The following is a 20463-nucleotide window of genomic DNA, read 5'->3' on the forward strand; positions in this document are numbered from 1 at the left end:
CCCGGCAACGGGCGCTAATTTAGGTTGAGGCAATCAGATGGCTATGACAGTCCATTGCGATATCGTCAGCGCGGAAGGGGAAATCTTTTCCGGTCTGGTCGAGATGGTGATTGCGCACGGTGCACTGGGTGATCTTGGTATCGCCCTGGGTCACGCGCCGCTGATCACTAATCTGAAGCCAGGTCCGATCCGCCTGGTCAAGCAGGGCGGGGAAGAGGAGGTGTATTACATCTCCGGTGGTTTCCTCGAGGTTCAGCCGAACATGGTCAAGGTACTTGCCGACACCGTGCAACGTGCTGCCGATCTGGATGAAGCCTCCGCTCAGGAAGCCGTTAAGGCTGCCGAGAAGGCCTTGCATGAACGTGGCGCTGAATTCGATTACGGTTCTGCTGCCGCACGTCTGGCCGAGGCTGCAGCTCAGCTGCGCACCGTCCAGCAGATCCGCAAGAAGTTCGGCCACTAAGGCTGCATTTGTTGTGTGATTGATTAAAAAGGGTAGCCTCGGCTACCCTTTTTTCTTTTCCGTTTTTTACAACCCGGTCGCAGCCGCTGACCACCCAGGATTGGTAGCCAGTTATGTCTCTTGAAATCGTTATTCTCGCTGCTGGCCAAGGCACGCGTATGCGTTCCGCTTTGCCGAAAGTTTTGCACCCGATTGCCGGCAACTCCATGCTCGGCCATGTTATCCACAGCGCCCGGCAACTTGATCCACAGCGCATCCACGTCGTGATCGGTCATGGTGCCGATGCCGTGCGCGAACGCCTGGCGGCGGATGATCTGAACTTCGTCCTGCAGGATAAACAGTTGGGTACCGGTCACGCCGTTGCTCAAGCCGTGCCGTTCATTCGGTCCGACACCGTGCTGGTGCTTTATGGCGATGTGCCGTTGATCGAAGTCGATACCCTGCAACGTCTGCTCAAGCAGGTGGGGCCAGAGCAATTGGGCTTGCTGACCGTCGAGCTGGATGACCCGACCGGTTACGGCCGCATTGTTCGTGATGTGCAGGGCAAGGTCACAGCCATTGTCGAGCAGAAAGATGCCAATGAAGCCGAGCGCAAAATCACCGAAGGCAATACCGGCATTCTGGCGCTGCCTTTTGCCCGTCTTGGCGACTGGATGAGCCGTCTCTCCAATAACAACGCCCAGGGCGAGTATTACCTCACCGACATCATTGCCATGGCCGTGAGCGATGGTCTGGTGGTGGCTACCGAGCAACCGCACGACGCCATGGAAGTGCAGGGCGCCAATGATCGCAAGCAGCTTTCCGAACTGGAACGGCATTATCAATTGCGCGCCGGTCGTCGTTTGATGGCTCAAGGTGTGACGCTGCGCGACCCGGCTCGTTTCGACATTCGCGGTGACGTCACGGTTGGCCGCGACGTGCTGATCGACATCAACGTGATCCTCGAAGGCAAGGTCGTCATTGAAGATGACGTGGTGATCGGCCCGAACTGCGTGATCAAGGACAGCACCCTGCGCAAAGGCGTGGTCATCAAGGCCAACAGCCATATCGAAGGTGCCATCCTGGGTGAAGGCAGCGATGCCGGTCCGTTCGCTCGTCTGCGTCCAGGTACCGTGCTGGAAGCCCGCGCGCATGTGGGTAACTTCGTCGAGTTGAAAAATGCACACCTGGGCGAGGGTGCCAAGGCCGGTCACCTGACTTATCTGGGCGATGCCGAAGTGGGCGCGCGCACCAATATTGGTGCCGGCACCATCACCTGCAACTACGATGGCGTCAACAAGTGGAAAACCGTGTTGGGCGAAGATGTGTTCATTGGCTCCAACAACTCGTTGGTGGCGCCTGTGGATATCCTGGATGGCGCGACCACAGCGGCGGGTTCGACCATTACGTCGACTGTGGATAAATCCCAGTTGGCCATCGGGCGTGCTCGTCAGAAGAACATCGACGGCTGGAAGCGGCCGGAGAAGGTCAAGAAAGGCTGAGTTATCCACAACCTCCCTGTAGGGGCGAGCTTGCTCGCGATGATTTCGAGAGCGGCGCATTTTTCCAGAAAGAATGCATTATCGTTCACGCCCATCGCGAGCAAGCTCGCTCCTACAAGTTATCCACAGGTCTTTTCATCACTCCGCACTTGACGAAGTTTCGCCGATAGGTTTTTATTGCTTCCGTTATCTTTCGAATCGAAACTTACTAAGTCATGTCGAAGCGCAACACACCTCAACGCCGTCACAACATCCTCGCCTTGCTCACTGAGCAGGGCGAAGTCAGTGTGGATGAGTTGGCCAAGCGCTTCGAAACGTCGGAAGTTACGATTCGCAAGGATCTGGCGGCACTTGAAAGCAATGGTCTGTTGCTGCGTCGTTACGGCGGGGCGATCACCATGCCGCAGGAACTGGTGGCCGACCTGGGTCAGCCGGTTTCCAAGTACAAACAAGCCATCGCTCGCGCCGCCGTCGCGCGGATTCGCGAGCATGCGCGCATCATTATCGACAGTGGCAGTACCACCGCCTCCATGATCCCGGAACTCGGCCAACAACCCGGCCTGGTGGTGATGACCAACTCGCTGCATGTCGCCAATGCCTTGAGCGAACTTGAGCATGAACCGGTGCTGTTGATGACCGGTGGCACCTGGGACCCGCACTCCGAGTCCTTCCAGGGGCAGGTTGCCGAGCAGGTACTACGCTCCTACGATTTCGACCAGCTGTTTATCGGTGCCGATGGCATCGATCTGGTTCGCGGTACAACCACCTTCAACGAACTGCTCGGACTGAGCCGGGTCATGGCTGAAGTCGCCCGTGAAGTCGTCGTGATGGTGGAGGCCGACAAGATCGGCCGCAAGATTCCCAACCTGGAGCTGCCCTGGAGCAGCGTCCATACCCTTATTACCGATGAACGCCTGCCGCTCGAGGCTCGCGATCAGATTCAGGCCCGCGGCATCAATTTGATATGCGCGGCTGTCAGTCAGGAGAAATAACATGTGTGGAATTGTCGGCGCAGTCGCAGAACGTAACATCACCGCCATCCTCGTCGAAGGCCTGAAACGCCTCGAATACCGTGGGTATGACAGCGCTGGCGTGGCGGTCTACACCAACGATGAAAAACTCGAGCGCCTGCGTCGCCCGGGCAAGGTCAGTGAGCTGGAGCAGGCATTGACCACCGAGCCGCTGGTTGGTCGCCTGGGTATTGCCCACACCCGCTGGGCTACCCACGGTGCACCGTGCGAGCGCAATGCCCACCCGCATTTCTCTGGTGACCTGGCGGTGGTGCACAACGGCATCATCGAAAACCACGAAGCCTTGCGTGAGCAACTCAAGGCCTTGGGTTATGTGTTCACCTCGGACACCGACACCGAAGTCATCGCGCACCTGCTGAACCACAAACTCAAGGATCTGCATGATCTGACCGTGGCCCTCAAGGCGACCGTCAAAGAGCTGCATGGTGCTTACGGCCTGGCAGTGATCAGCTCCAAGCAACCTGATCGCCTGGTCGCAGCCCGCAGCGGCAGCCCGCTGGTGATCGGCCTGGGCCTTGGGGAAAACTTCCTGGCCTCCGACCAGTTGGCCCTGCGTCAGGTCACTGACCGCTTCATGTACCTGGAAGAAGGCGATATCGCCGAAATTCGCCGCGACAGCGTGCAGATCTGGGACGTTGATGGCCAGGCTGTCGAGCGCGAGTCCGTGCAGTATCGTGACGGTGCCGAAGCCGCTGAAAAGGGCGAGTTCCGCCACTTCATGCTCAAGGAAATCCACGAGCAACCGTCCGTGGTGCAGCGCACCCTGGAAGGTCGCCTGAGCCAGAACCAGGTACTGGTACAGGCATTCGGTCCACAGGCGGCCGAGCTGTTCGCCAAAGTGCGCAACGTACAGATCGTCGCGTGCGGCACCAGTTACCACGCCGGCATGGTCGCGCGTTACTGGCTCGAAGAGCTGGCCGGCATTCCTTGCCAGGTCGAAGTCGCCAGCGAATTCCGCTACCGCAAGGTGGTGGTGCAGCCGGACACCTTGTTCGTGACCATTTCCCAGTCCGGCGAAACCGCCGACACCCTGGCCGCTCTGCGCAACGCCAAGGAACTGGGCTTCCTCGCCAGCCTGGCGATCTGCAATGTCGGCATCAGCTCGCTGGTGCGTGAGTCCGACCTGACCCTGTTGACCCAGGCCGGCCGCGAAATCGGTGTGGCCTCGACCAAAGCCTTCACCACGCAATTGGTCGGCCTGTTGTTGCTGACGCTTTCCCTGGGCCAGGTTCGTGGCACCTTGGCCAAAGACGTAGAAGCGACGCTGGTCGAAGAACTGCGTCGTTTGCCAACCCGCCTGGGCGAGGCGCTGGCCATGGACAGCACTGTGGAAAAAATCTCCGAGCTGTTCGCCGAGAAAAACCACACGCTGTTCCTCGGTCGCGGCGCGCAGTTCCCGGTAGCGATGGAAGGTGCACTCAAGCTCAAGGAAATCTCCTACATCCACGCCGAAGCCTATCCGGCCGGTGAGCTGAAACACGGCCCGTTGGCGCTTGTGGATAACGACATGCCAGTCGTGACCGTGGCGCCGAACAACGAGCTGCTGGAGAAGTTGAAGTCCAACCTCCAGGAAGTCCGTGCACGTGGTGGCCAGTTGATCGTCTTCGCTGACGAGAAGGCCGGCATGACCAACGGTGAAGGCACCCACGTGGTGCATATGCCGCACATCCACGACATCCTGTCGCCGATCCTCTACACCATCCCGCTGCAGCTGCTGTCGTACTACGTTGCCGTACTCAAAGGCACCGACGTTGACCAGCCGCGCAACCTGGCGAAGTCGGTTACTGTGGAATAAGTTATCCACAACGAAAAACCCCCTCTTCAGGGGGTTTTTCTGTTTCTAGGAGAGCGTAATTCGCCGTTGCCGCCGCGTGTCCAGCAAATACACCATCAAACAGGCATACAAAGTCACCAGAATGAACAGCCCCATGCGGATGGCGAAGGCGGTGTAGACGTCCTTGCCCGCTGCGCTGTCCTGTACCGATTGGCCGAGCAGAATGATCAGGGTTGCCAGGCTGTTGAGCCAGAAACTCGGTGGTTGTCGGGTTGTGGCCAGGCCGTAGAGTTTTCTGGCCACCAGCAAACCGAACAGCAGCATCCACAGAAAGAACATCCACAGATTCACGAACAGGCTCAGCGCGCACCAGAAGAGAATCGCCATCAGGCCGCCGAGCAGGGTCGAGCCGAGCAATTCCTGGCCGGCGCTGCGGGCGCTGGTTGCGCAGCTCTGTTGGCCGAGGCTGACGGCTTTCATGATGATCGGCAGATAGCTGGCCGGGTCGATCATGGCCAGCAGGAACGTCGGCAGCACCACCAGCGTGGCCCGTAGCGCCAGCCAGCTGCTTTCGGTGGGCGTAAGGCTCGGGCCGGGCTTGGCCGGTGGGGCGCTGGCGGGGTCGGGAAACAGCCAATGGCTGATGGTCAGTGTCGTGACGGCCAGGAACAGTCCCTTGACCAGGGCCACGATCACCTCGAGTGCCAGGGCGAATTCAGCGGTTCCGGCGGCACTGATCAAGGTCAGGCCCACCACCAGGAACGTCGCCACCAGCGGGTTGCCACCGCGCAGGCCGTAACCGAAAGCCAGGAACAGGCACAGTCCGACCATCAATACGCCACTGAGAGGGTAGTAACGCAGCAGGGGGATCAGCAGCAGGCCTGTCCCGGTGGTCAACATCAGGATCAGGATCAGACCCAGGCTGGCCTTGAACGGCAACGGCCGGTTCATCGCTGCCAGCATCATCAGCGCCAGCATCGGCGCGAGGAACGGGATGGGCAGGGCCAGGCCGAAGCTTGCCGCCAGGCACAGCGCCGTACCGAAGCCCAGGCGCAGCGCGCGCTGAACCCGGGCCGGGCGCTCAATACGCATAGGACATCCAGCTCATCAGGCGCAGAAACACGCGCCCAAGAATATTCAACGGGTTGCCTTCGCTCGGGAAGGCCATGACTTCGGCCTGTCCGCCGGAGCGAATGCCTTGTGGACCGGTCAACTCACCGGGTTCGAACTCGATGATGACCGGGAAGCGCTGTGCCGGGCGGAGCCAATCGCGACTGTTCTCCACCTTCGGCAGGCTGCCCGGCTGGGTGGTCTGGCCGATGTCGACGCCATAGCCGACGCTGCGCACATGGCCTTTGTAGATTTTCCCTGGCAGGGCGTCGAGGACGATGGACACCGGCGTCCCGGGCTGGACACTGCCGAGGTTGTTTTCGGTCATGTCGGCGCTGATCCACACGTCGTGGATGGCGATCAGGGTCATCACCGGCGCACCGGCGGCGGCGAACTGGCCGACATCGGTGCGCAAATCGGTGATCAGGCCGGCCGAGCGCGCGTGGACTTTGGTATTGCTCAAGTCCAGCTCGGCTTTTTCGAGGTTGCTGGCGGCGCTGAGCAACTGGGCGTTTTCTGATTCGTTACCGCCCTGTTGTTCCCGTGCCCGTTGCACTTCGGCCTTGGCCGCGGCGACCTGACTGATGGACTCTTCCAGGGTGGCGCGGGAGATCTCGAGGCGGCGCAGCGAGATGGTGCCCGGGTCTTCGCGATACAGTCGCTCAAGCCGCTGGCTATCCTGGCGAGCCTTGAGCTCATTGGCCTGGGACGCGCGCAGGGACGCTAGCTTGGAGTCGACGCCAGCCGTGTTGGCGCCCACCTGGCGACGGGTCGACTCAAGGTCGGCGCGGGCGCGATCGACGGCAATCTGGTACTGCTCCGGATTGACTTCAAACAGCAATTCGCCAGCCTTGACGTCCTGGTTATTGCGTACATGTACCTTGGTCACCCGGCCGGATACCTCGGCCGCCACCGGCACAATGAAGGCCTGCACCCGTGCCTGTTGCGTGTAGGGCGTGTAACGGTCGGCCATCAGGTACCAGACCAGGCTCAGGATGATCAGCAGTACTACCCAGTTGATGGCTTTTCTGGCCGGGTCGGCGGCGGCTGCCGGGGTGTTCTCGGCGGCCGGTTGTGGGCTGTCAGTCATGGGCATTTTCCTTCGGTTCGTCGAGCAGGTCGCCCCAATCGGTCCGTTGTTGCATCTGTTGGCGGGTGGCCGGGTCGATCATCGGCTGGTCGCTGTACCAGCCACCGCCCAGCGCCTTGTACAGGGCGATCAGGCTGTTGACGGCGGTGCCACGGTTGACCAGGTAAATATCCTGCTGGGCAAACAGGGCGCGCTGAGCATCCAGCAGGCGCTGGAAATCCGTATAACCTTCGCGGTACTGGGTACTGGCCAGGGTCACCGAACGTTGGGCGGCCACCGATGCATCGCTGAGGATCCGGTCGCGCTCCAGCGCCTTGATCAAGCCGGTCGCGGCATCGTCTGCCTCGCGTGCAGCCTGGCGTACGCTGTCCTGGTAGATAACGATCAACTGCTGCAAGCGCGCATCCTGCACGCGGACGTTGTTGGTGATCCGGCCATGGTCGAAGATGTCCCAGCGCAGGCTGGGGCCGGCCACCATGTCGAGGGTATTGGATGCACCGTTGAGCGAGCTGGCAGACCAGACGATGCTGCCCAGCAGGCTGATGGAGGGGTACAAGTCAGTCTCGGCCACACCGATCAACGCCGACTGCGCCGCCACTTGCAGTTCGGCAGCACGAACATCGGGACGCCGCACCAGCAGATTGGCCGGTACATCCTGCAGCACCGCCGTATCGAGCAATGGCACCACCCCGGTGTAGCGATCCAGGTCAGGGATAGAGCCCGGTGGCTGGCCGATAAGGGTGGACAATGCATTTCGCAAGCTCGCCACCTGGCTCTCGAAATCCGGGATGGTACTCAAGGTGCCCAGGTACTGGGTCTTGGCCTGTTGCAGGTCGAGTTCGGCATTCTCCCCGCTTTCGAACAGCTGCTTGGTGATCTCGTAGCTGCGTTTTTGCAAGGCGGCGTTACTGCGGGCGATGGCCAGGCGTGCCTCGGCGGTGCGCAGCGCGTAGTAGTTTTGCGCCAGCTGCGCGTGCAACAGCACCAGGGCATTTTCATAGTTGGCCTGGGCGGCAAACCAGGACGCGTCGGCCGACTCGATGGCACGGCTGAAACGACCCCAGAAATCCAGCTCCCAACCAATATCGAAGCCGACGCTGTGTTGCCAGAAATGCGTGTCCTGTGGGTTGGCGCCGCCCGATTGTCGACGGTTCAGGTACAGGCTGTCGGCGCTGGCCTGCTGCAATTGCGGGTAGCGTCCACTCAGGGCGATGCCCAGTTGCGCGCGAGCCTCCATGACCCGCAGGCCAGCGACCTCCAGGTCGGGGTTATGGGCGTCGGCTTCGGCCATCAGGTGATCCAGCACCGGGTCTTTGAACACACGCCACCATTGGCGGCTGTCCGGTTGCGCGCGTTTTTGCCCGGCCATTTCCAGGGCCGGGCTGTTCCAGTGTTCGACCCAGGGCTGGGCTGGCGACTGGAAGTCCGGGCCCAGTTGCACGCAGCCCCCCAGAAAGGCAGTCCCGCAGAGCAACAGCCGGCTGATGCGAGCAGGACGTGGCATCAAGCGCAACCTCCTCAGAGGGGACGCTGATCGTTCATGGCCTCGATGTGCGGTGTCTCGTTCAACGCCTCGATCTCTGGTGTTTCGCTCAGTAGCTCGGCAGACGGTTGGTCCTGGACCCATTGCCAGAACAGTTGGTAGCCCACTGCCAGTGCAACCGGGCCGATGAACAAACCAATGAAACCGCCACTGACCATGCCGCCCAGGGCGCCAATCAGAATCACCGGCATGGGGACGTCGACGCCGCGGCCAAGCATCAAGGGTTTGAGGACGTTGTCGGCCATCCCGGCGATAAGGCTATAGATGCCGAACACAACAGTGGCCAGGCTCGTCCCTTCGGTGGCGAAGACATAAGCGATTACTGGAAGGGTCACCAGCAGCACCGGCAATTGCATGATCCCCATCAGTAGCGCAACCATCGCCAGCAGGCCGGCACCGGGAACGCCCATGAGCACGAAACCCACACCCACCAACAACATCTGAATGAACGCGATGCCGACCACGCCCTGGGCCACCGCGCGGATGGTTGCGGTGCAGAGCTCGGTGATACGTGGGCCACGCTCCGGTCCGGAAAGACGCGAGGCGATGGCCAAGGCGCTTCTTTCGCCATTTTCGCCATAGGCCATGAACACCCCGGCAATGATCAGGGCGCCGATGAACAACAGAAAACCCACACCAACGTCGGCCATTTTGCCCAGCAAGGTCAGGCCGATGGACTTGATATAGGGCATGAGCTTCATGAACACGCTGCTCATATTGGTGGCGGCCTGCATCCAGTAGTCGTAGAGCGGCTGGCCAACAAGCGGCAGGGACGCGATTTTTTCGCTGGGTAGCGGAATCTGCAGCGAATCGGACTTGAGGATCGCCAGGGTGCCCTGGACCGATTCACTGATCGAGGTGCCCAGCAGGTAGATCGGCACCATCAGCAAGGCCAGGGAGACCACCACGATCAGGGTGGCGGCACGACCGTCCTTATTGACCAGCTTGCGCTTGATCAGCGCATGCAGGGGATACAGGGTGATCGCCAGAATCAGTGCCCAGAGCATGAGGTTGAGGAAGGGGTGGAAGATCTGGAAGCAGAACAGTACCAGCACCGTAATCAGCCCGGCGCGTATCAGTACATCGAGCAAACCACCGGACAGTGCTCTAGCGGAAATGTTAGTGCGCAACATTTTCGAACTCCTTGCGGTGTCACCAGGTTAGCCAGCCAGTTGAAGTTCACTCTTCCCTACCCGTGAATCTTGAAAGCAGGATCGACCGACCGTCGTTCCAGCGTTAACAACTAACGCCTTCTTTCATGTAGGGAAAATTCAACGAGGTACCTACTAAAACTCAATAGGTAACAGAGTGGCTTGTAGTATAGGAGCAGTCGAATATTCCGCCTGATTACGCAGGCTGCAATTCTGCCGCTGTGGATAGTGTCCGCTGACGAACCCATGCCGGAAACGAGTGGGGAGTGCAGCCGAAGGCGCTTGTTCCCGGTCTGGCATTAGCCGCTTCAGCGAGCGGGGCCGGATCATTGCGAACAGTCGCATCCGTCGCAAGAAAATAACCCTCATTAATTATCAATAATCCCCGGTCCGCTCTTAGAGGTGTGTGCCACGCTTCGTTTTTACGGTGGAGGCGCTAGAGTGCAGTAGTCCGTTGATTTAGTTGATGGTCGGGGCCCAACTATGTTGTTGGGGCGCCCGCGCTTAATATCCCGGCCTTCGATTGCGATTTATCTATTTGAAATGAGGACATGCCCATGGACCGCTTCCAGGAAATGCAGGTCTTCGCTGCCGTTGCCCAGGAGCAGGGTTTTTCGGCGGCGGCGCGGCGTTTGGGTCTGTCGGCGGCCAGTGTCACCCGAGCGGTGGCGGCGCTGGAGCAACGGATTGGCACGCAATTGCTCACGCGTACGACGCGCAGCGTGTATTTGAGTGAAGCCGGTCAGCGATATCTGGAGGACTGTCGGAGAATTCTCGCCGAGGTGCAGGAAGCCGAGGATTCGGCAGCGGGCAGCCATATCCATCCTCGTGGGCAACTGACCATCACCGCACCGGTCTTGTTTGGCGAGCTGTTTGTCACGCCGCTGATGGTGAGCTACCTGACGCAATTCCCCGAGGTCTGTATCAACGCGCTGCTGGTGGACAGGGTGGTGAGCGTGGTCGAGGAGGGCGTCGATGTGGCCATCCGTATCGGCGAGCTACCCGACAGCAATCAGCATGCGATTCGCGTGGGCGAGGTGCGGCGGGTGATCTGCGCCTCGCCACAGTTTCTGGCCGGCCATGGTCGGCCCAGGCATCCACAGGAACTGGCTCAGGCGCCGATCATTGCGACATCGGCCATTGGCCAACTCAGGAGTTGGCCATTCATTGAAGACGGCGAAACCCTGAGTGTGAGGGCTGAACCGCGACTGGTGGTGACGGCGAATCAGGCGGCCCTCACGGCAGCCAGTCTGGGGTTGGGGTTCACGCGGGTGCTGTCTTATCAAGTGGCGAGCAAGGTGGCCGCCGGTGAGCTGGAGATTGTTCTGGCTGAGTTCGAACTGCCGCCATTGCCCATCCACGTGCTCTATCAGGGCGGGCGCAAAGCTCCGGCCCGGGTGCGCAGTTTTGTGGATTTCGCGGTCAAGACCCTGCGCGAGCACCCGGCGCTCGAGGGTTGAGTTATTTCACCCAGTGAAATAATGGATTGCGTTTGCTGGTGATTCTGTTGTTTTGCTTGTGAGTGGAAGATACGACCCACCGGCGCTGGTCTTACTGAGCAGCGCCACTGACCCGAGGTGTCGACCATGCAAGCGATCAAACTCTACAACTTCCCACGTTCCGGCCACGCGCATCGTGTCGAGTTGATGCTGTCCCTGCTGAAATTGCCGACCGAATTGATCTTCGTTGACCTCGCCAAGGGCGAACACAAGCAACCGGCGTTCCTGGCGCTCAATGCATTCGGTCAGGTGCCGGTCATTGATGACCAGGGCGTGGTGTTGGCCGACTCCAACGCGATTCTGGTGTATCTGGCGCAAAAGTACGGCAACGGCCGTTGGCTGCCGGCTGATCCGGTGGGGGCGGCCAACGTCCAGCGCTGGTTGTCGGTGGCTGCCGGCCCGATTGCCTTCGGTCCGGCCCGGGCCAGGTTGATCACTGTATTTGGTGCGCCTTACAACGCTGAAGAAGTGATTGCCTACGCGCATACCGTGCTCAAGGTGATCGATCACGAACTGGCCGATACAGCGTATCTGGTTGGCACTGAACCGACGATTGCCGACGTCGCCGCCTACAGCTACATCGCCCATGCGCCGGAGGGCAATGTGTCGCTGGACGAGTACCGCAATATTCGCGCGTGGCTGGCCCGTATCGAAGCCTTGCCAGGTTTTATTGGCATGCCGCGCACCGTCGCCGGCCTGCAAAAAACTGCCTGATGCTCGCGGCCCGGTGTTGCCGGGCCGCCCAGACCTGCGCCAGTGGCGCAAGGGAGAAGCCGTATGGACCGTTCACCCTGGCATGCCGGCGAGAAACAATTGCAGGCGCATGTGGGCGTTGCCGAACGAATGGAGACTTTCGGTCGTAAGGTGATTCGCAGCGAGATGCCGGACCAGCACCGCACCTTCTATCAGCAATTGCCGTTCATGCTGTACGGAGCGGTGGATGCCGACGGTCATCCCTGGGCCAGCATCCTTGAAGGCCAACCTGGATTCGCCCACTCGCCAGCACCTGGTTTATTGCAGTTCAGCAGCCTGCCTGCCTTTGATGATCCCGCGCAGTTGAGTGACGGCGCGGCCATCGGCCTGTTGGGTATCGAATTGCATACCCGTCGGCGCAACCGCATCAATGGACATGTCCGTGCCATGACGACCGGCGGTTTCGCGGTGACGGTAGATCAGTCCTTCGGCAATTGCCCGCAGTACATTCAGTTGCGCCAGTTTCGTTCGGTGCCGCTGGCCGACCCTTCGACGCGAGTCGCGCAACACTTCAACGAACTGGATGACGCGGCCAAGGCCATGATCGCCGAGGCGGACACGTTCTTCGTTGCCAGTTATGTGATGGTCGATGGCGAGCGCTCGGTGGATGTATCGCACCGTGGCGGTCAGACCGGTTTCGTTCACGTGGAAGGCAATCGCCTGACCATTCCGGACTTCGCCGGCAACCTGCATTTCAACACCTTGGGCAACCTGCTGCTCAATCCCCGGGCCGGGTTGTTGTTCATCGATTTCAATACCGGTGATTTGCTGCAGCTCAGCGGGCGCACCGAAATCATCCTCGAGGGCCCGCAGGTCGAGGCGTTCCAGGGAGCCGAGCGCCTGTGGACAATCGATGTCGAACACGTCGTACGTCGCCCCGCCGCCCTGGCGTTACGCTGGCGCTTCGACGGCGTATCACCCACCAGTTTGCTCACCGGTACCTGGGAGCAGGCCGCGGCGCGTTTGCAGGCCAAAGCCCTGGGCGATCAATGGCGGCCGTTGCGGGTGACGCGCATTGAAGCGCAAAGCCACAGCATTCGCTCGATTTACCTGGAGCCCGCCGACGGAGCCGGATTACCGCTTTTCCAGGCGGGGCAGCATTTACCCCTGCGCTTCAATATTGACGGTGAAGTGCACATTCGCACGTACAGTTTATCGAGCGCCCCGTCCGATGATTTTTTCCGCATCAGCGTGAAGCGCGACGGGCGGGTCTCTACCCATTTACATGAGCGGATTCGGGTCGGCGACCTGTTGGAGGCGCGGGCGCCGCAAGGGCATTTCACCGTGGCGCCCCATGAGCATCGGCCATTGGTGTTGCTGGCGGCCGGGGTAGGCATCACGCCGCTGTTGTCGATGCTGCGCGAGGTGGTTTACCAGGGATTGCGCACCCGCCGTATCCGCCCGACGTGGTTTATCCAGGGTTCGCGCACGCTGGCCGACCAGCCGTTTCGCCGTGAACTGGATCGCCTGCTCGAAGACGCCGGTGACGCGGTGCGGGTGGTGCGTCTGCTGAGCCAACCGGAAGCCGAGGCGGTGCAAGGTGCGGACTTCGACCTCAGTGGACGGATCGACGTCGCGCTGCTCAAGGAGCTTCTGACCGTCGAAGACTATGATCAGCCGGACTTTGTCGTCTGTGGCCCGGGAAGTTTTACCCAGGCGCTGTACGACGGCTTGCGCGAGCTGGACATTCGCGACTCGCGGATTCACGCCGAAACCTTCGGCCCGTCCACCTTGCGCCGGCGCCCGGACCCCGATGCGGTGGTCATCGAGCAACCACCGGCCGCCACCACATCGGTGCCCGTGGTGTTCCAGCGTTCGGCCAAGGAAGCGCGCTGGCAGCCGGAGGGCGGCAGTTTGCTGGAGTTGGCGGAAAGCCGTGGCCTGCGCCCGGAATTCAGTTGTCGCGGCGGCTCTTGCGGCACCTGCAAGACGCGCCTGGTCAGCGGTCAGGTGCATTACCCACTACCGCCAGCGGAGGTGCCGGATGACGGACAGGTGCTGATTTGCTGTGCGATTCCGGCGCAGGGGGCGCAGCCGTTGGTGCTCGATATCTGAAGGAAGATTACCGCTGAACATTGCCCGCTGGTCAATGGCTGGGTAGGGTAGTGGGCAGAACGAAAAAGGGCCGCAGAGGCTAAGGCCATTCGGTCATGCCCCTGACATTGTGGGAGCGGGCTTGCTCGCGAAGGCGTCGTGTCAGTCAACATCAATGTTGCTGACACACTGCCTTCGCGAGCAAGCCCGCTCCCACAAGGTTTGCGGTGTGCAAACGCTTGACGCGGCCCTTTCTGCAATTCAGGAACAGGCGTTTCAATGGTTTTTTTCACTCGCTCGATCGCCTTGCTGCTGGCGCTGGTACTGACCGCCGGCTGCGAAAGGCACGACGCACCGCCACTGGATCAGCAACTCTACGTCTGGCAGCGGCAGTGGACGCCGGCCCACGACGCCGCCCTCAGGGACAGCCGTGCCGACTTTTCAACGTTGCGGGTGCTGGCCTTGCAGGCCTTCCCCAATGCCGGCTGGAGCCGTGCCCGTATTGATCCGGTATTACTCAGGCGCGATGGTCGACCGGTGATTGCGGTGGTGCGCCTGGACGGGCAGCTCAAGGCACTCGATCAGCAAGAGATCACCGCACAGATCCACCAGGTGATCAGCGAGTGGCAGGGGCAAGGGTTGAACCTCGCTGGCGTAGAAATCGACCACGATGCCGGTAATGCCCGGTTACCTTCGTACCGCGAATTTCTCGCGCATCTGCGTGGAGCATTGCCGACTTCGCTGCCGCTGAGCATCACGGCGCTGCCGTCCTGGCTCGACAGTCGCGAACTGCCGGCGTTGTTATCCACAGTCGACAGCAGCGTGTTGCAGGTGCACGCGGTAAGCGATCCGCGTCGTGGCTTGTTTGATGCCGATCAGGCCCGGCAATGGGCGAAGGCCTGGAGCCGCGTCACGACAAAACCGTTCTATCTGGCGCTGCCGGCTTATGGCGTGGCGTTGCTGCCGTCGACGGAGGGCGCACCGGTTGTGGAAAGTGAAGTGACGCTGGAGCGCGAAGGCCTGCGCCGGGAATTACTTGCCGATCCGCAGTCACTGCGCACCCTCGGCACCCAACTGCGTGCCGATCCACCCGAGCATCTGGCGGGCCTGATCTGGTTTCGCCTGCCATTGGCCAACGACCGCCGGGCCTGGAGCTTGACCACCTTGCGCGCCGTGGCGCGTGCTGATGTCCTCGACAGTCAGTTGACGCTGCAACTCTCGGCCGACAATGGGCTCTATGACATCGGCATCAGCAACCAGGGCAACCTCGACAGTGCCTGGCCCGAACGCCTGACACTCGCGGTCAGCGGCTGTGACGGGGCCGATGCCTTGGCCGGTTACGCGTTGCAACAGCGACCGGATCTGCTTACCTTCACCCGCCTGCGCGATGGCCGAATTCCGGCCGGCGGACAGCGTGCCATCGGTTGGGCTCGCTGCGCACACATTGATCAAGGAGGTTCGAATGTTCACCCGTAACTGGCCGCGTCATTTGCTTTGCCTGAGCCTCAGCCTGCCGCTGGGTTCGGCGCTGGCCTGCGGCCCGGACTTCCCCATGCGCCTGCTGGATAACCGTGGCCAGTCGCTGACGGAACTGCCCGAAGGCAACTTCAGCTTTGAAATCAGTCGTCTCGGCCACGCCATCAGGGGCTTGAAGAACGTCACCGCGGGCGCCGACTACAGCGATCAACCTGACGCGGTAGCGCTACGGGATCAGGCCGAACAGGCGGGCCTTTCCGCTGAACAACAAGTGCTGGTGAAACACCTGCGCGGTTTGACGGATGCCCATCAGGTTGAAACCGAAGGCGCGCAACTGCCGCCCGAGCTCAGGTGGTACCTGGCCGGCGCTGTGGCATTTGGCGCGGGTGATAATGCATCGGCCGCCGGGTATTTCAAGAAAGTGCTGGCCTTGCCCGCCGAGCAACGGGCTTCGCGCAGCACCTGGGCGGCTTACTCGCTGGGGCGCGCGTTGTTCGCCATGAGTGCCGAAGCCAATGCGGCGCCGGATCTGCTCGAACAATCGGCAAAGGCCTTCGAGCAAACCCGGCAACTGAGCATCGACGGCTTCAGCGATCCGCTGGAACTGGGCGTCGCCAGCCTCGGCGAAGAAGCCCGGGTCGTGCGCGCTGCCGGCGACTGGAACCGAGCCATCGAGCTGTACGCCACGCAGAATCTGCACGGCTCCGCGGTGGGCTATTCCTCGTTGAAGCTGTTGATGGCGGACCTGATGACGCTGCCGGATGATCAAGTGGCCGAGTTGCTCAAGGGCCAGCCCGTGCAGCAGTTGGTGACCGCGTCCTTGATCAGCCGCTTGGGCTGGTCGTTTGGCGATCAACCACCGAACGAACAGAAAATGATCAAGCTGTTGCAAAACAGCACGCGCGGCAGTCTCGAAAACGCCGACCGCCTGGCGGCGATGAATTATCAACAGGGCGATTACGCCAGCGCCAAGGCGTTCCTCGAGCATGCTGGCGATGGCGGGTTGGCCTGGTGGCTGCGAGCAAAACTGGCGGTGCGCGACGGCGATAAAAACGCAGCCGCCGCAGCCTATGCCAAAGCGGCCCAGGCCTTTCCGCAGAATGAATCCTGGGGCGAGCGACGGACTCCGGACTACGATTACGAAACGCTCCAGCCCAAATGCCGGGTCGAGGGTGAAAGTGCGATCCTCGCCCTGCAACGCGGGGATTACCTGCAAGCCTTCGATCAGTTGTATCGCAGCAAAAGCATTTACTGGTTCGACGCCGCCACCGTTGCCGAGCGCGTGTTGACCCTCGAAGAACTCAAGCACTACGTCGACACACAAGTGCCGGCCCCGCCGCCGCTCAGCCAGCAGGAACGCGACAACTATGTGCCCTTGCCCGTAGCGGCGAGCCTGCGCAATCTGCTGGGGCGGCGTTTGTTGCGCGAAGGCCATTACGAGCAAGCGCTGGCGTACTTCGATAATGACGGCTTGCGGCACAAGGCCAGGTTGTACGGCGAGCAACGCCAGGCGGCAGATTCAGCCTGGTGGCCGACCCGTCGGGCCGCTGCATTGTTCAATGCCGCCTGGACGGCGCGTGAGTGGGGCATGGATATCCTGGGCTACGAAATGGCGCCGGACTACGCTACGTTCGGCGGTAATTACATCCTCGAAAACGCCGAACTGAAGGTTGGTCCATTGATGGCCGAGGACGAAGTGAAGCGTCAGCAGGCCAGCGCCGCCCAGCCCGATCAGCGTTATCACTATCGCTTTGTGGCCACGGCGCTGGCGAGCAAGGCGGCGGATAACTTGCCTCACACCAGTCAGGCCTTTGCGGCGGTACTGTGCGAGGCCTCGGGGTGGAACAGCAGCCTCGAGGAGCAAAGCGCGATTTATCAGCGTTACGTCAAAGAAGGGCCTTACGTGGAGTGGGCAGCCGATTTCGGTCACCAGTGCCCGTACCCCGACTTCGAGAACGCCGACAAGCGCTACGTGACTCAAGTCACCGACGCGGCGCGTTCGGCCTTGCGCCCGTACAAGACACCGTTGCAGGTCGGTAGCGTACTGGCGTTCGCGGCGGCCGCGCTGTTGCTGTTCAAACGCCGCCGCAAGGCGCAGTAAAGGCTCAGGCCTGTTGCACAAAGGTCAGCCGCACGGCGAAACCGATCAACAGGCTGCCGAACAACCATTGCTGCAGACGCTGGGCTGAAGGGCTCCGTTGCAGCCAACGGCCGAGTGCCGCGCCGATCAGGGCGTAAGCGCTGTCGAACAGCAGACCGACACCGACCAGCACCACGCCCAGGGTCGCAAACTGTCCGAGCACCGGCCCGGCCTGTGGGTTGATGAATTGCGGCAGCAGCACCGAGCAGAACAACAGCGCCTTGGGGTTGAGCAGGTTGGTCAGCAAGCCGCGCCGGATGGCTATGCTCCAGCGCGGTTTTTCGCCGGTTGTGTCGGCGCTTCCGAGGCTCGGCAGCATCGTCGTCCGCAGGCACTGAATACCGATCCACAGCAGGTACGCGGCGCCTGCCAGGCGCACCACATCGAAGGTCCAGGGCGCCGCCTTGAACAGTGCCGCCAGCCCCAGCGCCGCCAATCCCACATGACAACCCCGGGCGATGCCCAACCCCACGGCCGTGGCCAGCGCGGCGCCTTTGCCTTGGCGGGCACCTGTCTGCAACAGCAGGATCATGTCAGGCCCCGGCAACAGATAGACCACCGCCAGCGCCATGAAAAACATCCAGAGTCCGTCCACGTTGCACCCCATTCGTTGTCGATTCGGTAGCGCCAGTCTAGAGCCGGAGGGCAGGGCAGGTGCTTGCGTTGTCAGCTTCTATCGGGGGCTGTATTGGCATAATCTGCCACTTTCTTTCGCATGCACCATCGGAATCTGCCAAGCCATGAAACTCGACGCCTACGACCGCAAGATTCTCGCCGCGCTGCAACGGGACGGCCGCCTGAGCAATGTGCAACTGGCAGACGAGATCGGCCTGTCGGCATCGCCTTGCTTGCGCCGGGTGCGGATGCTTGAAGAGGCGGGGGTGATTCGTGGCTATCAGGCCAATCTGGATCGCGACGAAGTGGGGTTGGGGCTGACGGTGTTTGTCGGGGTCAAGGTCGAGCGCCATAACGACGAACAGGCCGAAGCCTTTCGCCTGGCGGTGACGGCACTGCCCGAGGTGATTTCGGCGTTCCTGGTGTCCGGGGAGTCGGACTTTCTGCTGCAGGTGGTGGTGCCGGATTTGCGTGCCTATGACCGGTTTCTCACCGGGCGTTTGTTGAAGCTGCCGGGGGTGAGCGACATCCGCAGCAATTTTGCGATTCATACGGTGAAGGCGCCGGGGGCGTTGCCTTTGGAGCATTTGCCGCTCTAAACCGAGTCGCCTGATTCGCGAGCAAGCCCGCTCCCACATTTGATTTGTGGCGCACACACAACCACTGTGGGAGCGGGCTTGCTCGCGAAGGCGATAGATCAGTCACTGCAACGCTTCAAGTCTTACATCTGCGTCGCCATCCCCTCCACATTCATCGCCGCCTGGCGCAACGCCTCGGAGCGGGTCGGGTGTGGGTGGCAGGTCAGGGCGATGTTTTCGGCCGAGGCGCTGAATTCCATGGCCACGCAATACTCGCCAATCATTTCACTGACACTCGGGCCAACCAGATGCACGCCGAGGATTTCGTCCGTGCGCTCATCGGCCAGCACTTTGGCGAAGCCTTCGGTCTCGTGGTTGATCTTCGCCCGGCTGTTGGCGGTGAACGGAAATTTGCCCACCTTATACGCCCGGCCTTCGGCCTTGAGCTGCTCCTCGGTCTTGCCGACGCTGGCCAGCTCCGGCCTGGTATAGACCACACTGGGAATCAGGTTGTAGTTGACCTCGCCCGCCTTGCCGACGATCTGTTCGACGCAGGCCATGGCTTCGTCCTCGGCCTTGTGCGCGAGCATGGGGCCGGAGGTCACGTCACCAATCACCCAGACCCCGGCGGCTTCGGTGCGATGTCCCTTGTTGGTGAGCATGCCGCGCTTGTTCGTGGCGAGGCCGACGTTCTCCAGGCCCAGGCCCTGTGTATAAGGTCGGCGCCCGATGGCCACCAATACATAATCCACCTCCAGCAACTCGGCAGTGCCGCCTGCGGCAGGCTCGATGCTGAGCTGTACGCCGGTGGCGGAGGTGGTGGCGCTGGTCACTTTCGAGCTCAGCTTGAAGCTCAAGCCTTGCTTGCTCAGGGAGCGTTGCAGGGTTTTGCCGGCTTCGATGTCCACACCGGGGCAGATCCGGTCAAGGAACTCGACCACCGTTACCTGTGCCCCCAGGCGTCGCCATACCGAACCCAGCTCCAGGCCGATCACGCCAGCGCCGATCACCACCAGATGCCTGGGCACCTCGGTCAGCGCCAAGGCGCCGGTGGAGTCGAGGATGCGCTTGTTATCGATGTCCACGCCGGGCAGGGGCGTGGGTTCGGAACCGGTGGCGATGATGATGTCCCTGGCGCTCAGTTCGGTCTTGCCGCCGGCGCTGTCGGTCACCGTGACTTTGCCCGGCCCGTCGATGTGGCCCCAGCCCTTGATCCAGTCGACTTTGTTCTTGCGGAAAAGAAACTCGATGCCCTTGGTCAGCCCGGTAACGCTTTCATCCTTTTGCTTCATCATCTGGGCGAGGTTGAGGCTGGGCTTGACGTCGATCCCCAGGTTGGCGAATTCCGCGCCCATGGCCGCGTCGTACAGTTCGGAGGCATGCAGCAATGCCTTGGATGGCATGCAGCCGACATTCAGGCAGGTGCCACCGAGTGTGGCGCGCCCTTCCACGCAGGCCGCCTTCAGACCCAGTTGTCCGGCGCGGATCGCCGCGTTGTAACCGCCGGGGCCACCGCCGAGTATCACGACATCATAAGTGCTCATGGATGTACTCCTGGATCGAAAGGGGAAGGGATGGGTAAAAGTAGTTCCCGAATAAAATTACGAACGTAATATGTGCACGCCGCAGCATTTCGGTCAAGGCTTCAGGTTAGCGACAGGTTGGGCATCTTTAGATAGCGCGCTTGAAGACGGAAATTTCACTAATTTCGTTATATCGTAACGA

Annotated in this window: 16 protein-coding genes; 10 read left to right on the forward strand and 6 right to left on the reverse strand. The window is 61.2% G+C overall.

Features of this window, described 5'->3' with window-relative positions:
* Window positions 1-37: 37 nt before the first annotated feature.
* The 4 genes from AB7M25_RS00700 to glmS all read left to right on the forward strand — a co-directional run bounded on the left by AB7M25_RS00700 (window position 38) and on the right by glmS (window position 4770).
* Window positions 38-463 (forward strand): F0F1 ATP synthase subunit epsilon, encoded by a 426-nt coding sequence (locus AB7M25_RS00700; protein WP_007969909.1) that lies wholly within the window; start codon window positions 38-40, stop codon window positions 461-463.
* 113 nt (window positions 464-576) lie between these two features.
* Entirely contained in the window at window positions 577-1944 is a 1368-nt protein-coding gene (gene glmU, locus AB7M25_RS00705) for a bifunctional UDP-N-acetylglucosamine diphosphorylase/glucosamine-1-phosphate N-acetyltransferase GlmU (RefSeq protein ID WP_429561123.1), read from the forward strand.
* Between the two features lie 215 nt (window positions 1945-2159).
* The gene (locus AB7M25_RS00710; RefSeq protein WP_007969913.1) at window positions 2160-2936 is read left to right on the forward strand and encodes a DeoR family transcriptional regulator; all 777 of its coding nucleotides are present in this window, start codon (window positions 2160-2162) and stop codon (window positions 2934-2936) included.
* A 1-nt stretch (window position 2937) separates the two neighbouring features.
* Window positions 2938-4770: a glutamine--fructose-6-phosphate transaminase (isomerizing) gene (gene glmS / locus AB7M25_RS00715; protein WP_429386865.1), complete on the forward strand. Its 1833-nt coding sequence runs from the start codon at window positions 2938-2940 to the stop codon at window positions 4768-4770.
* A 45-nt stretch (window positions 4771-4815) separates the two neighbouring features.
* On the opposite strand, the gene AB7M25_RS00720 is transcribed toward glmS, so the two are convergent.
* From AB7M25_RS00720 to AB7M25_RS00735, 4 genes are read right to left on the reverse strand one after another with little or no spacing between them, the layout of a single operon-like run.
* Complete coding sequence (locus AB7M25_RS00720) at window positions 4816-5841, reverse strand: DUF2955 domain-containing protein (RefSeq protein WP_454236881.1); 1026 nt, start codon at window positions 5839-5841, stop codon at window positions 4816-4818.
* Window positions 5831-6949: an HlyD family secretion protein gene (locus AB7M25_RS00725; RefSeq protein WP_454236882.1), complete on the reverse strand. Its 1119-nt coding sequence runs from the start codon at window positions 6947-6949 to the stop codon at window positions 5831-5833. Before AB7M25_RS00725 ends, AB7M25_RS00720 begins: the two co-directional genes overlap by 11 nt.
* Window positions 6942-8453, reverse strand: coding sequence for an efflux transporter outer membrane subunit (locus AB7M25_RS00730; RefSeq protein ID WP_454236883.1), 1512 nt, complete (start codon window positions 8451-8453; stop codon window positions 6942-6944). Before AB7M25_RS00730 ends, AB7M25_RS00725 begins: the two co-directional genes overlap by 8 nt.
* Window positions 8454-8467: 14 nt before the next feature.
* The gene (locus AB7M25_RS00735) at window positions 8468-9625 is read right to left on the reverse strand and encodes an AI-2E family transporter (RefSeq protein WP_429517544.1); all 1158 of its coding nucleotides are present in this window, start codon (window positions 9623-9625) and stop codon (window positions 8468-8470) included.
* A gap of 575 nt (window positions 9626-10200) precedes the next feature.
* On the opposite strand from AB7M25_RS00735, the gene AB7M25_RS00740 reads away from it, so the two are divergent.
* From AB7M25_RS00740 to AB7M25_RS00760, 5 genes are all read left to right on the forward strand, one after another.
* The gene (locus AB7M25_RS00740; RefSeq protein WP_429386880.1) at window positions 10201-11103 is read left to right on the forward strand and encodes a LysR family transcriptional regulator; all 903 of its coding nucleotides are present in this window, start codon (window positions 10201-10203) and stop codon (window positions 11101-11103) included.
* Window positions 11104-11229: 126 nt separating this feature from the next.
* Entirely contained in the window at window positions 11230-11856 is a 627-nt protein-coding gene (locus tag AB7M25_RS00745; protein ID WP_429386883.1) for a glutathione S-transferase family protein, read from the forward strand.
* Between the two features lie 63 nt (window positions 11857-11919).
* Window positions 11920-13950 carry a 2Fe-2S iron-sulfur cluster-binding protein gene (locus AB7M25_RS00750; protein ID WP_454236884.1) on the forward strand — a complete coding sequence of 677 codons (2031 nt, stop codon included), beginning with the start codon at window positions 11920-11922 and terminating at the stop codon, window positions 13948-13950.
* A gap of 258 nt (window positions 13951-14208) precedes the next feature.
* Window positions 14209-15405, forward strand: a complete 1197-nt coding sequence (locus tag AB7M25_RS00755; RefSeq protein ID WP_454236885.1) for a DUF3142 domain-containing protein — start codon at window positions 14209-14211, stop codon at window positions 15403-15405.
* Window positions 15392-17506, forward strand: a complete 2115-nt coding sequence (locus AB7M25_RS00760; protein WP_454236886.1) for a hypothetical protein — start codon at window positions 15392-15394, stop codon at window positions 17504-17506. The genes AB7M25_RS00755 and AB7M25_RS00760 overlap by 14 nt, the downstream gene beginning before the upstream one ends.
* A gap of 4 nt (window positions 17507-17510) precedes the next feature.
* On the opposite strand, the gene AB7M25_RS00765 is transcribed toward AB7M25_RS00760, so the two are convergent.
* A complete protein-coding gene (locus tag AB7M25_RS00765) occupies window positions 17511-18140 on the reverse strand; it encodes a LysE family translocator (protein ID WP_429386893.1) in 630 nt (209 codons plus the stop codon).
* A 145-nt stretch (window positions 18141-18285) separates the two neighbouring features.
* Here AB7M25_RS00765 and AB7M25_RS00770 point away from each other — a divergent pair, with 145 nt between their 5' ends.
* Entirely contained in the window at window positions 18286-18759 is a 474-nt protein-coding gene (locus AB7M25_RS00770) for an Lrp/AsnC family transcriptional regulator (RefSeq protein WP_007969928.1), read from the forward strand.
* Between the two features lie 122 nt (window positions 18760-18881).
* Here AB7M25_RS00770 and lpdA read toward each other — a convergent pair whose 3' ends face one another.
* Window positions 18882-20282, reverse strand: a complete 1401-nt coding sequence (gene lpdA / locus AB7M25_RS00775) for a dihydrolipoyl dehydrogenase (protein ID WP_454236887.1) — start codon at window positions 20280-20282, stop codon at window positions 18882-18884.
* Between the last annotated feature and the right edge of the window lie 181 nt (window positions 20283-20463).

It is taken from the genome of Pseudomonas sp. AP3_22 TE3818 (genome assembly GCF_053628995.1).